Consider the following 13,116-nt stretch of genomic DNA (forward strand, 5'->3'; position numbering starts at 1 on the left):
CATGCAACAAAAAATTAAGCAAATATTCGGGATCTCGCACCCGCTGATTTGGCTCAGCGCACTCTGCATCGGCATACTGGCATCTATCCCCAAATTCCTGCGCCTGCATATTGCAACCTGGGAAATGCTGATAGATGTCAGTGTCGCTGGTACTTATTCCTTATTCGTCTGGTATTACAATTTGTACTTTCTGCCCCGCAACCACCAATACCGCTTTGCCAAAAGCCTGGCACTGGGCATTGTGGTGATGACCATCCTGGTACTTATCCATCAACTCATATTTCCGCATTATAACATGCCCTCCATGATGCTGATGTTCCATTTCAGAGGACTGATCATCAATTTCACCATTTACCTGTTCCTGTTCCTCCTGTATCAGCAATATCAAAACAGGCAGATCAACATGGAACTGCTGGAGGCACAGTTTGACCTGCTCAAACAACAGGTCAACCCTCATTTTATCTTTAATAGTCTCAATACGTTGAAGTCCATGGTAGACCTGCAGGACAAGCATGCATCAGAATTCATTGTCATGTTGTCTGAATTTTACCGTGCATCGCTGGACAAGAAACAGGCCGCACTGATTCCTCTGGCTACAGAACTGCAAACCTTACATACATATATATACCTGTTGCAGGCACGGTTTGAAGATGGATTAAAACTGGAGATCGATGTGCCGGTTGAGGGACTGCTCATCCCGCCATTTACCCTGCAAATGCTGGTGGAAAATTGCATCAAGCATAACATTGTATCACTGGATGAACCTTTACACATCCGGGTTTACAGCACAGCAACACATATCATAGTTGAGAACAACCTGCAACTGAAGAGACCATCCGGCCCCTCTACTCATACAGGACTGAATAACATCAATAAGCGGTATCAGCACCTGGGCAAGGGCAACATTGATAGCAGCAGTACTACCACCCATTTTATAGTTAAACTACCATTGATCTATGCAGATATTGATCATTGAAGATGAAGTGAAAACCGCAAAAGCACTGGCTGCAATGATCCGGCTAATATCGCCGGATGCTGATATAGTAGCTACTTTGCAGAGCGTGAAAAGTGCCGTGGCGTGGTTTGCTACCCATGATCAGCCTGAACTGATCTTCATGGATATTCAGCTGGCAGATGGTATTTGTTTTGATATCTTTAAAGAAACAGAAATTCGTGCTCCTGTGATTTTTTGTACTGCTTATGATGAATTTGCACTGGAAAGCTTCAGGGCAAATGGGGTGGATTATATCTTAAAGCCGTTTACACAGGATACACTGGCAGCGGCCCTGCACAAGGTGCGGCAGCTAAAACAATTCTTCAGCGCACCCGTCGCCGGTAAAAGTAGCTTTCTTGTATTTACCGACAACAGGTATACGGCCATTCCCATCGATCACATTGCTTACTTTTTTATCAGGCTGGACATGCCGGCGATCTGCACCTTTGATGGCCGGACGTATTTTGTACAGCAATCCCTGGATCATATTAGTACAGTGGTACCACCGGGCCAGTTTTATCGGGTCAATCGCCAGTACCTGGTCAACTTTGATGCGGTGAAAGAAGTGGAACCTTATTATGCGAGAAAGTTATTAGTACATTTAAAGGTGCCGATACCAGATCAGATCATTTTGAATAAGAATAATACAACTGCGTTTATGAAGTGGTTAAATGATCACTGAGTCAAATTGTAAAATTATTTTAAAGCCTTTTCTTAAGCAACCCAATAGATTTAAAATAATCATTAATGCTGCGGCCCCCATTCCTTCCACCCTGTTTACCTTTCTATAATAAATGATTATGGAAAGAACACTACCCATCCTTATTCATTTCAAATTTGTATATACCCTTACAAACCCAATTATTACACCCGGTATTTCCACTACACAAAACGTATTATAAGCAGGTTGCCCGTCTAAAAGCACATCGCGCGCAAAGTTCATCGTACGAAGATGAAAGCAATCTTCCCTCTAACCAGGTGATTTTTCAAAGGGTATCACCACCAGGCGGCTCAACTTTGGGCCGCCTTTTTCATATAACTGATGTAATCCGGGATAGCGCGGATAATGCCAGACCCGTGTATGATGATGCTTTGGAAGACGACAGGCATGGTATCATCGAACTGGCTGCCAGATATCATTGGATGGACAGTCCCCCTATTAGTACCTTTGGTCATTGCGGTGAAGGTATTGATTCATACTACGCATTCCATGTAGCAGTGAATCAGGTACCGGGCAGTATCATACTTAAAAAGGACCCTAATAAACATATTTTCAAAAAAGCGATTACGATCATACTTTAAGTTCCACTTATGATTAAAAAAGGCGAGCCTGACAGGACTCGCCTTTCATATTATAAAATAACCATCCTTCCTATTCTGATCCCCACATTCCACAATCCCCACGTACCTTTGAAAACCTTTGCCAATGGGGAAAAACCATTAATCACAAGAATAAACCATTAACCAGAAAAAACCGCACCTCGTTTAGAAATGTCCATTTATAACCAGCCCAGAAGGCGTGTCATCCAGTTTATTTTTATCGGTCTTGTACTGCTGATTGTTTCCCGCTTATTTGTATTACAAATCATGGAAAAGAAGTACGCTAAGCTCGCTGATGCCAATTCCGTATTACGAAAAGTCGTATACCCCAGCAGGGGCATCATCTTCGACAGGAAGGGGAGAAGTGTGCTCCGAAATGATGTGATGTATGACCTGATGGTGACCCCATCGAATGTGAAGAAGATAGATACTGCTTACCTGTGCCGCATCCTGGGTATTGATATCCCTGAGTTTAAAAAACGTATAGTAGCGGCTATCGTGAAGAATGGCAGGGTGCGACAATCAGTATTTGCACCTTTATTATTACCGGATGTATATGGACAATTGCAGGAAAGTATGTTCCAGTTCCAGCCCGGGTTTGAACTGATGCCCCGGCAGATCCGTTCTTACCCTTATAACGGTGCTGCCAATATATTGGGCTACATCGGCGAGATCTCGCCACAGATGCAGTTGAACCCGGTTTATAAGGATTATAACATGGGCGATTACCTGGGAATGACGGGATTGGAAAAGACCTATGAACAGGTGCTGATGGGACAGCGGGGTATCCAGTACCTGGTGAAAGATAACCTGAACCGTACACAGGGGGCCTATGAAAAAGGAGAGTTTGATACCGCCGCAATAGCAGGTAAGAACCTGCGTTTATCATTGGACATTGACCTGCAGGTATTGGGCGAACGGCTTATGCATAATAAGATAGGAAGTATTGTGGCCATCGATCCCCAGACAGGTGGCATCCTGGCCATGGTGAGCGGTCCTTCATTTGATCCAAACCTGCTCACAGGTTCCTACAGGGCACGCAATTTTAGTAAACTCTTTAGTGATACCACTAAGCCATTATTCAACAGGGCGATCCAGGGTACATACGCGCCGGGTAGTTCCATGAAACCATTGACGGCATTGGTAGCCCTGGATGAAGGGATTATAACCCCTGATTATGGCTATCCCTGTCATGGAGCCTACCTGAGCTGCGGACGCAGAATTGCCTGTGAACATGCTGAAGCAGGGCATGCAGCGAACCTGCGCTTAGCCATCTCTCATAGTTGTAATTCCTATTTCGTAAACCTGTACCGGATGGAAGTAGATGCAAAGAAATGGGGTGGAGTAGAAAAAGGACATCAGAAGTGGTATGAATACATGACATCCTTCGGCCTGGGACATAGACTGGGTATTGATATTCCAGGTGAATATGCAGGTTATGCAATTGATACGGCAGGCATGAATAAGCGTTATCGCGGGCAGTGGAATTCCTGTTCAGAACTATACGTAGGTATGGGCCAGGGCGCTGTAGCCGTTACCCCTTTGCAGATGGCGAATGCCATGTGTATCATTGCGAATAAAGGATATTACTACCTGCCGCACTTCGTAAATAGTATTGACAATGATAATACCAATGTGCTGCAGAAATTTAAAGATAGGCATACGGTCGCGCATGTGAAGGATACTGCTTATTCATCCGTGATTCTAGGCATGGCGGATGTAGTGGAAAGCGGCACAGGTAAGAATGCCCGCATAGATGGCGTAGTAGTGTGTGGTAAGACAGGTACTGCGGAGAACAATGCGATCGTAAACGGGCAGTTGAAGAAGATGAAGAGCCATGCATTCTTTGTGGCCTTTGCGCCGAAAGATAATCCTAAGATCGCGGTGGCAGTGGTGGTAGAGAACTCGGGTTATGGCGGCACCTTTGCAGCACCGATTGCTGGCCTCATCATGGAGAAGTACCTGAATGATACCATCTCCATCAAAAAGAAACCTGTGGTGCAAAAAATGCTGGAGACAGTGACCATGGACCCGGTAGTGATCGCCAAATCCAAACTGGATTCACTGAATGGTGCAACTGCCCATTTAAGCACAGAGCAGATCCTGCGTGAATATTTCAGGTATTAATCTGCTTTTACAAATTTCATACTGCTGGTAGTGCCGTTGGCTTTCGTTAATGCAAGCAGGTAGACTCCCTTTGGTAAATGAGAGATGGCTAATGTAAGACTGGTTGTAGTCTGCATGTCATCTCTTTTTAAATAAGACTTACCATCCAGGCTATGTATGGTTATCGTTTTCCAGTTGGAGAGCTGGTCTATGGTGACAGTCGTACTGGCTGGATTTGGATAGATACGTGGGCCTGTGCCTGTGCTGGGATCAGGGTTCACAGCTGTGATCACATCCACCTTGAAGCTAAGCTGGTTGCTGGATACCTCGGTAGCAGTCAGGCAACCCGTGAGACTGCTGCTAAGCAGGCAAAGAATTTTATCGCCTGTTTTCTTGGGTGTGTATTTGAGTGTATCTGCAGTGGCTTCCGTGATGGTGGCCCAGGTATGTGTATTGGTACTGTCCATCCATTGGTAGAATGGATAGCTGCCGCCATTGGTGATAGTCGAGCTAAGAATGGTAGCAACGTATTGCCTGAGAGAGGTGCTGCCGGAAATGGTAATAGTGGGAGTAACAGATGTATTTACCTGTAAGTAATGTACTGCACTGCTATCCTTATCCGCCAGGCAGCGAAACCGGTAGCCAGACCATGCCGGCAATAGGTTGTTAAGGGTGAATGTAGCGGAGGTCGCACCATTTATATTTACAAATCCACTTCCTTTATCCTGTTGCCATTGATACGATGTACCAGCCACCGGCGCGCTCATTGTCACGTTACCTCCTTCACAGGCAGTGAGTGTATCTATTTTTGAATAAGAGATATCGATCAGGCTCAAAGAAGCAAAGGTGCTGCCTGTGCCTACCCGCAGGTACAGATCCAGTGAATCTACGCCTTCAATGCCGCTATAGTTGATGGCACGGTCATATTCAGGACTGGCACCGGTGCCATATCGTGTTTCCATGTTCCTGGCGGCTGTCCAGTCTTCAGCCGCTAACCTCGTTTCCAGGATCCTTGGTGTCGTACCGGCATCCAGGCGGGCACCCCACAATTTGAAATGGTAGATGTTGTTTTTAGACAATCCTTTAATCCTTAAAATGACACCATTCGGATTAATAGAATTATGCAGGAACATATTATCAGATACAGCGGTGGAGGGATAATCACCTGCACCGACCGTGAATCCATTATTATTGATTGCTCTTGTCGTAGCAGTAGTATTATAAGTGCCATCCGGCGCTCCTATTATTTTCATAGAAACGGTGGTGACACTATCTCCTGTTGTAATGAGATTACTGATCCCTGCTCCATCCCTGAAACCAGCCGATCCACCGCTGCCATACCAGTTGTTCCAGTAGTTGCCGTATACATCAGGAGTAGCGGTAGCCTGTCCCATAGGTGAGCCATTGGGAAGTACGGTATTTACGCCGTCGCCTCCCAGATCAACGAGGATCCTGTTTGTATTACGCAGGCTTGCACTTGTGGATGTGCTGCCAACAGACAGGGTTACAATATTGGAATAGGCGGAGTAAGTGCCATTCGGGTATTGGGTTCTGACGCGGAAATACTGTGTAGAGGTATATGTGTTAGAATAGGTCTTTTTAACTGTATCAGTGACAGTATCAAAGGTGGTCCAGGTATTGCCGTCAGCAGATCTTTCAATGATATATACACCTGTAAGCGGCTGGAAGTAATTTGTCCATCTTGCAAAAAGACTATCCGCTATCAACTGGTTGCCGGCGGAATTCAAATGTACCCCATCCCCGGCACTATATGCCGGGTTAATCTCCGCATCAGTACTGGCAGCTGTATTAACCACTGTACTGAATCCTTCTACATAGCGGGTAGGCCATGCTGCCCTTATACTATCTGCCAGCTCCTTAAGTTGTGTCTGCAGGGTAGCACTGAAGGTAGTACGTGGCTGAGTGGTTTCCCAAAAGACAGGAACACCGCTATTCAGCGCTAAGGCATCCAGGTACCTGAAGTTTGCCATGATGGCCGTATTGGTCAGTCCATTGGCCACATCGTTTGTAGGCAGTGAAATGAAAATGAAATCAGGATGACAGTTCAGGGCACTATCGATATTGGAGCCTGGTGTTCCTCCCTGGGCTGTGGGCAGCAGGTTGGCACTGGCATATCCTGCCACGGACAGGTTGATCCAGGTAGCACCGGAGGTATTGGCAGTGAGCCATGCACTGATTTTATCTCCCAGGCGATCCGGGTAGGATAACAAATACCCCGCAAGGGTAGAAGAACCCAGGCCCACCACACGTGGGTTGGTAGTCAATGTTTTGTCGTTTGTATTCCAACGTAAGGTAAAGGTGTTGTCACTGTTCCTATATACTCCTGCATGTAAAGTGGTATCGTTGGCGTTCACTGTCAAACTGGTTATACATATCACCAGCACAAATAAATAATACCGCATAGAAGGGATTAAAATTAGTCTTTATGTGGAAATTGTTTGTAGTAAATGTTGGATGTGAGTTAGTTGTAATATATTTTTACCACCCTTATAATACATCTGTTGCCCCGGGAAAAAAGTAGTACATTCAATACCAGCCAAAATCATTGTCATGCAAGTAATCAGAAACCTGGTCCGGGCGCTTACCTTATGCATCCCGGTAGGTGTAGCTGCACAATCTGTACAGGTCATCACAAATCATGTAGGGTACGAATATAATCTTCCCAAACATGCTATAATTAAAGCAGATTCCAAACAGGCCATCGATAAATTTGAACTGATTGCCGCCAATACCGGGCAAACAGTCTATGAAGGTGCCGCTATATATAGTGGCCCTGTCGATAAATGGAAGAATTGGGTCTTCTGGAACATCGACTTTAGTAACTATAATAGTTACGGTGAATACTATATCCGGCTATTGGCCGATGGGAAGGTCATTCAATCTTACCCTTTTAGTATTAATAAGAATGTGCTGGAACAAGCCACGATTTCGGACGTGGTGTATTATTTCAAGGGACAGCGCTGCAGCGGTCCTTTTGATGAAGCAGACAGGCACCTTACCGTAGATGGAAAAACAGTAGATGCACATGGTGGCTGGTATGATGCTACGGGTGATTATGGAAAGCACCTGTCTCATTTATCCTTTTCCACCTACTTCAATCCGCAGCAGATTTCGCTGACGGCTTATAGTCTTTTCAAAGTATACCGCTTATTACAGCAAAAGCCAGGTACGGATTACCGGCAGTACCTGAGAAGGATATTGGATGAAGCTACTTATGGTGCAGACTACTTAACGGGCATGCAGGTGAAGGATGGTTCCTTCTATCGTTCCGTAGCTGCACCGGGCCCGGGTAAACTTGCAAAGGACCGCCTGATTCGTCCTGAAGACAAAGGGTATCGTATTAAACAATCCAAAGACCAATCTTACAGTGGCACGGCGATGGATGAGCATAACTGGCGCAGCTATCAGTGCAGCTATCGTTCAGGTGGAGGATTGTCCATAGCAGCACTGGCCATGGCGGCTGTGATAGATTCAAATAAACAGTATCTGGATGCTGCTGTCAATGCCTTCAATTTTCTCGAAAAGGAAAATGCGCGGATGACGAATGATGGCAAAGAGAATATAGTCGATGATTACTGTGCACTTATCGCTGCGACAGAACTATACAATGCGGCACATGAAGCCGGCTTTTTAAAAGCTGCTGATAAACGGGCCAATGCATTGATCAAAAGACTGTCGGACAAAGGATATTTCATTGCAGATGATAAGGACCGGCCTTTCTTCCATCCTTCGGATGCGGGTTTGCCGGTAGTGAGTTTACTCCAGTATTATCCTGTTGCTGCTCCGGCTATGCAGCAGAAAATACGGAGTGCGGTGAGGAAGAATATGGTGTATGAATTGTCAATTACACACGCTGTAAATAATCCATTTGGGTATAGCAGGCAATACACGCAGGATACTGCAGGCCTGAGGAAAACCAGTTTCTTCTTCCCGCATGGCAGTGAAGCAGCTCCCTGGTGGCAGGGGGAAAACGCGCGCCTTGGTTCAGTCGCAGCAGCTGCCCGCATGGCCGCACAGCTATTGAAAGACGACAAAGGCTTGCAGGATAGTCTTGAAACGTTTGCACTCGATCAGATAAACTGGATCCTGGGCTTGAATCCATACGATGCCTGTATGCTGCAGGGCACGGGGCACAATAACCCGGCTTATGGGTTCTTTGGCACCTTTGAATATACCAATGCACCAGGTGGTATTGTAAACGGTATTACATCCGGGCTGGAGGATGAAGAGGATATAGACTTCAATTTATCCTATGCTAAAACTGGGAAGGATTATGACTGGAGATGGGCGGAACAATGGTTACCACATGCTGCCTGGTATTTGTATGCAATCGCTGTAAAAGACTAATCGCTGTAAAAGACAAAAAAAAGGTTGTATCAAAAGTAATCTGAAGGCATTAAGAATTACATCAACAAATTCTTTCCATCAGGTACCCGAAATAATTCCGGGAATTTACTTTTGATACAGCCTTCTTTTATTAAATATTTAAGCAGTAACAGATGCTTCTTTTTCTTTAGCAATCTTCACTTTCTCTTTTCTCAATACCCTTGAATAAAGAGACAATTTCGAATTGAAAATAAACAACCAGATCAGCTTGGACCATGATTGATGGGACAGTAATGAATCATAATAAGCCGGTGCCTTTGCCTTGATCTGCGGCAACTTGTTCCATGGAATGGAAGGGAAGTCATGGTGTTCATTATGGAAGCCCACATTGAACGCAACTTTATTCAGCGGACCATAATAGCTGTAAGTCTCCTGTACGGGGTCCAGGGTCAGGTAGTGCTCCTGGATCCAGCGTGCACCCAGGGGATGCAGACCTACAGAGAAGAAGAAGCTGGCCAGCATAAATACAAATGCTTTAGGACCAATGAGCATGATGATAGCCACATCGAAAGTGAGCTGAATCACCCAGTTTAATACTACCCAGCGGTCGAACAGTTCGATGTTCAGGCGGGCAGTACGGGTCACCTGGAAAACCGGGAAGAACAGGAACCACATCATTTTGCTGAGTGGATTGTTGCTTACCAGTCTGGCTTCCCAGAAATCAGGCAGATCCGCATCCAGGTCATGTTCACCCTGGTAAGCGTGGTGCTTGAGGTGATATTTCTGGAAAGAAGCGGAGCTGGCAAAGATGTGAGGCAGATTGGCGATCATACCAGCCAGCATATTCGGGAATTTACCCCTGAATATAAGGCCGTGGCTGGATTCATGAATCATTACCCACAGGGCATGGCTGATGAATGCACCTACCAGATATGCTGCGCCAAATACCAACCACCAGGAGTGGTCATTCACCCAGTAGGAGATGGCAACCTGTGCTCCTACGAGCCCAAGGATCAGGAATATGGTGTATGGGTTTTTTCCTACGAGTTCCCTCATCTCCGGGTGTTCTTTAAGGATTTGTCTAACTCTCACATGGTGCGGATTGGGATCCGTACTCCAGGTAAAATCAGTAGGCTTGTTAGTCATGCGCTGTTTATGGATTTTTTGAAATAGTTTCAGCTTTGTTGTGGTTTCCTGCCTTTGAGTTCGCTCTATAGGTCTCACATGATTCATCGTTATTGGCAAGGAAGTAAATCTGTCAGGCAAAATATAAAAAATAATCTATATACTATTGATCTTAGTTCGCCGGGAGACCAAAATAATTGAATCTTTTTGTTTTACAAGCGGACTCACACAAAAATTATTCTATGCAGGTCCTAAATAAGGCATGGGAGCGGGTGTAATTGCAGGAAAATGCAAATTGATCCCTGACCAGTCGTCTGTCATTTGGCTCCAATATCAAAAATGGTTAGATTTGCATGCTTCCCATTTAATTCACAATACTACTCCCATTATTTAATTCATTGTAAAACAGCTATTTGTATCCGGATACCGGCCACATGTACAATTGTCATATGGCATTGTCATGTGAACTGGTCCAGGAGAGGTATGTGTATTAATTTTTACCTAATCGATAAAAAACATGGATAAGCTAAAACTGAAATTACAGGAGTACTATCAGCGTTGTCAGCAACCCGATTTGCGGACGAAGGCCGGCAGGGAAGAAGCCGGTGGTGCAGTTGTGCTGGAGATGGAGAATGATATTCTACTACAGTTCGGCTTGCCTACGTCAAAGCGTTTTGTGCAGATCTTACATGACTTTGCCAGTCATCGTCAGCTGAGTGATCAGCTGTTGGATTATGTGAGTAAGAAGCTGAGAGCGGCAGCCCGCAGATACCTGCTGGCCCCGGTCATATCCGACATTGATCAATTGCAGCAAGCCGCCGAACAGAAACGCAGCCCTTATGACCTGCTGCCGGAAATGGGATACCCTGTCAACGACTTTTCGATCTTCCTGATCTCGGAAATATTATATCGCCGCAACATGCCGGCAGAAGAAGTGCTGGAGGAACTGAAAAAAGCACAGCACGGCGATGTATGGGACGACCTGCTCAGTCTGAACAATGTAGTCAACTACACCCGTCACGAACTGTACAACCGCCTCCGCATGCAGGACCTCCGTATGATGGACGATTACCTCCAGTCCGTACGCCGCCAGGAAAAAGTAAAAGCTACTAAAAAGGAAACGCCGGATACAGAAGGCTATACCCCTAACTACCGGATGGTGAGCAAAATACTGGTGGAAGACATCGTATTTGATGAGCATGCAAATCCCAGCCTGATCGGTAAATTGAAAGCAGGCAGCCGCCTGAGCAAGATCACCATCAGTATGGAGATGACCGCCCTGCATATGGTCCTGGTCAGCGCAGGTGAAAAAGGTGCCCGGATCAGCACCCTCCTGAAAAAGTCAAAACAACATCCACCTGTGATCGATCTGCGCACAGAACTGGGCGATGTACTCACCCTGGACAATTGCTACCTGGAAGTGTATAAACCACAGCACAAACGCGGTCAGCAATGGGTAGAACCAAAAGATAGCGTATACTACCTCCACAAAATCCTTTCTAAAAAGGAATTTGAAAAGAAGAGCAAAGAAGAAGAAGTAAAGCAAAAAATCCAGGAATGCCTGGACCTGATCGGTGGTTCCTATGGCTATTATCAGCGGATGCGTAAACTCGGTATTACCGATGAGGAAGCAAAACTAAGAGCTGGCCTGCAGGATGAGTTGCTGTTTAAACTCAGCACATTCCTCCATAAATTAAAGGACTAACCTTCGCACCATACATATCAAAAAGGGGCTCCCATTCGGCAGCCCCTTATTTTTTTAGTTGGTTTTTGATGCTTGATAACAAGAATCCTGGTTGTGTTCCCCCTATATTGCAATAAGTAATTTCAAATGACAATCTTAACAAACCTCAACCCCCAGATCCAGATACCCTGCGCAGGATATCTGGAACCCGGAAGTAAAGGACAACGTGCTTTTGCTTTTATCTATACAAACATAGCGCTTAAACCTTTTGAACTTGGTTAATCCCCCGTTAAGTGCTTCGTTAATCCGGTGTTAAACGGGTCAGTTTGTTACTATATCGTTTAATATGATCAGTTAGTACTCAATAATTCTAAAAAAAGTTGCCATTATAAGAGAATGGCCTGCTGCCAGCCCTAAAAAATATACTCATTTCATATAGTCTGCTTCCAGCAAATAGCGGTATGGATCATAGGCATGATGCACAAAAACATTCTTGCCATCAAAGGGAAACCTGCTATCGTAATCCGCCGTAGGCGCGAGTATAATAGGCACACCTGCAGGCGAGTAATTATGACTTTGCACCAGGGTAGGCAGCTTGTATTCAGGCAAAGTTTTTTTCACCATACCATACAGGCGCTTCCCCAATACTCTTTGCATCCGCCGGCTTGCCCGTTTACTGCTGTTGTCCAGCCGGCCGTACATATAACTCAGCACAAGCCTGACAGGAATCGACTGTTTACGCAGCGACTTCTTCACATACTGAAAGGGATTAGGATTGTTGAAATCGCGGGTCGTCTGCAGCGAAAAAGGTGCTTCCGGTACCCAGTCGCGGGTATTTACAATCCTGAACCCCCAGCCATTGCGGGTTATGAAATCATAGTCGTAAGCGTAGTATAAATTCCCCGGTTTGGGGGCTGCACTGCTATAGGTTTTGATGATAATGTCTTTTGGAAACGCAGGGTCATCGATGTATTCGAGGTAGGAGCGGAGCAGGAAGCTGATAGCACCACCCTGGCTATGGCCGGTGATGATATATTCATGGATGCCCTGCTTGTAGCAGTCTTTGATCTTTGCCACGATATCCGCTCCCATAGAGGCTACTGCCAGTGTCCAACCTACATGTACGTACGCATTACTGTCCCTGGCGAAGCGGTATTTAAAGTTCGTGCTGTCATTCAGGTGAAAAGTGCCAATGGCGGGAATCATACCGGCATGAAAGTTCTCCATCCAGGATTCCTTATTGCCTACGGTACCCCGTATGCAGATCACCGCTACCTTGCCGTGGTAGGTCCAGAGGTCCCAGCGGTTATGTAATCCCGATTCTTTGGAGCGGTAAATGAGTTTGGAGTCGTCCGGCGGTGCAACCTTGTTTGTCCAGGGGGTATCTGCAGTGAGGAAGCACATGGCCAGCATGTCTGCATATTCTTTGGGGTCAAATCCCGGTTTGAGGTACTGTCCATAGCTGGTATTCCAATAAAGTCCCAGCATGGGCAGTAACAATAGTAGTCCCTTTCTGATCATCAGATAGTAATTAGCAGTT

General features: G+C 45.7%; 9 protein-coding genes. 6 read left to right on the forward strand and 3 right to left on the reverse strand.

The features are described from left to right. The first annotated feature begins 1 nt into the window (after position 1). From DXN04_RS32560 to mrdA, 4 genes are all read left to right on the forward strand, one after another. A complete protein-coding gene (locus DXN04_RS32560) occupies positions 2-976 on the forward strand; it encodes a sensor histidine kinase (RefSeq protein ID WP_116857614.1) in 975 nt (324 codons plus the stop codon). Further along, on the forward strand, positions 957-1,676 hold the full coding sequence (locus tag DXN04_RS32565) for a LytR/AlgR family response regulator transcription factor (protein ID WP_116857615.1): 720 nt from the start codon (positions 957-959) through the stop codon (positions 1,674-1,676). The genes DXN04_RS32560 and DXN04_RS32565 overlap by 20 nt, the downstream gene beginning before the upstream one ends. Positions 1,677-2,011: 335 nt before the next feature. Continuing rightward, on the forward strand, positions 2,012-2,296 hold the full coding sequence (locus DXN04_RS35000; RefSeq protein WP_116857616.1) for a hypothetical protein: 285 nt from the start codon (positions 2,012-2,014) through the stop codon (positions 2,294-2,296). A gap of 189 nt (positions 2,297-2,485) precedes the next feature. Continuing rightward, positions 2,486-4,441 (forward strand): penicillin-binding protein 2, encoded by a 1,956-nt coding sequence (gene mrdA, locus DXN04_RS32575; RefSeq protein ID WP_116857617.1) that lies wholly within the window; start codon positions 2,486-2,488, stop codon positions 4,439-4,441. Here mrdA and DXN04_RS32580 read toward each other — a convergent pair. Continuing rightward, positions 4,438-6,843, reverse strand: a complete 2,406-nt coding sequence (locus DXN04_RS32580; RefSeq protein ID WP_116857618.1) for a GDSL-type esterase/lipase family protein — start codon at positions 6,841-6,843, stop codon at positions 4,438-4,440. The genes mrdA and DXN04_RS32580 overlap by 4 nt on opposite strands. Positions 6,844-6,991: 148 nt before the next feature. Between DXN04_RS32580 and DXN04_RS32585 the strand changes: the two genes are divergently transcribed. After that, positions 6,992-8,788, forward strand: coding sequence for a glycoside hydrolase family 9 protein (locus DXN04_RS32585; RefSeq protein WP_116857619.1), 1,797 nt, complete (start codon positions 6,992-6,994; stop codon positions 8,786-8,788). A 138-nt stretch (positions 8,789-8,926) separates the two neighbouring features. Here the strand turns inward: DXN04_RS32585 and DXN04_RS32590 are convergent, their stop codons facing one another. Beyond that, the gene (locus DXN04_RS32590) at positions 8,927-9,913 is read right to left on the reverse strand and encodes a fatty acid desaturase (protein WP_116857664.1); all 987 of its coding nucleotides are present in this window, start codon (positions 9,911-9,913) and stop codon (positions 8,927-8,929) included. Between the two features lie 496 nt (positions 9,914-10,409). Between DXN04_RS32590 and DXN04_RS32595 the strand changes: the two genes are divergently transcribed. After that, positions 10,410-11,597 carry a hypothetical protein gene (locus DXN04_RS32595; RefSeq protein ID WP_116857620.1) on the forward strand — a complete coding sequence of 396 codons (1,188 nt, stop codon included), beginning with the start codon at positions 10,410-10,412 and terminating at the stop codon, positions 11,595-11,597. A gap of 405 nt (positions 11,598-12,002) precedes the next feature. Here the strand turns inward: DXN04_RS32595 and DXN04_RS32600 are convergent, their stop codons facing one another. Then, complete coding sequence (locus DXN04_RS32600; RefSeq protein WP_116857621.1) at positions 12,003-13,097, reverse strand: lipase family protein; 1,095 nt, start codon at positions 13,095-13,097, stop codon at positions 12,003-12,005. Positions 13,098-13,116 lie beyond the last annotated feature (19 nt).

This window comes from Chitinophaga silvisoli, from assembly GCF_003412465.1.
GTDB lineage: Bacteria > Bacteroidota > Bacteroidia > Chitinophagales > Chitinophagaceae > Chitinophaga > Chitinophaga silvisoli.

What these genes read in the sequence shown, in the direction of transcription:
- DXN04_RS32560 (WP_116857614.1), top strand. Translation starts at nt 2, where the DNA reads ATGCAACAAAAAATTAAGCAAATATTCGGGATCTCGCACCCGCTGATT.
- DXN04_RS32565 (WP_116857615.1), top strand. Translation starts at nt 957, where the DNA reads ATGCAGATATTGATCATTGAAGATGAAGTGAAAACCGCAAAAGCACTG.
- mrdA (WP_116857617.1), top strand. Translation starts at nt 2,486, where the DNA reads ATGTCCATTTATAACCAGCCCAGAAGGCGTGTCATCCAGTTTATTTTT.
- DXN04_RS32580 (WP_116857618.1), bottom strand. Translation starts at nt 6,843, where the DNA reads ATGCGGTATTATTTATTTGTGCTGGTGATATGTATAACCAGTTTGACA.
- DXN04_RS32585 (WP_116857619.1), top strand. Translation starts at nt 6,992, where the DNA reads ATGCAAGTAATCAGAAACCTGGTCCGGGCGCTTACCTTATGCATCCCG.
- DXN04_RS32590 (WP_116857664.1), bottom strand. Translation starts at nt 9,913, where the DNA reads ATGACTAACAAGCCTACTGATTTTACCTGGAGTACGGATCCCAATCCG.
- DXN04_RS32595 (WP_116857620.1), top strand. Translation starts at nt 10,410, where the DNA reads ATGGATAAGCTAAAACTGAAATTACAGGAGTACTATCAGCGTTGTCAG.
- DXN04_RS32600 (WP_116857621.1), bottom strand. Translation starts at nt 13,097, where the DNA reads ATGATCAGAAAGGGACTACTATTGTTACTGCCCATGCTGGGACTTTAT.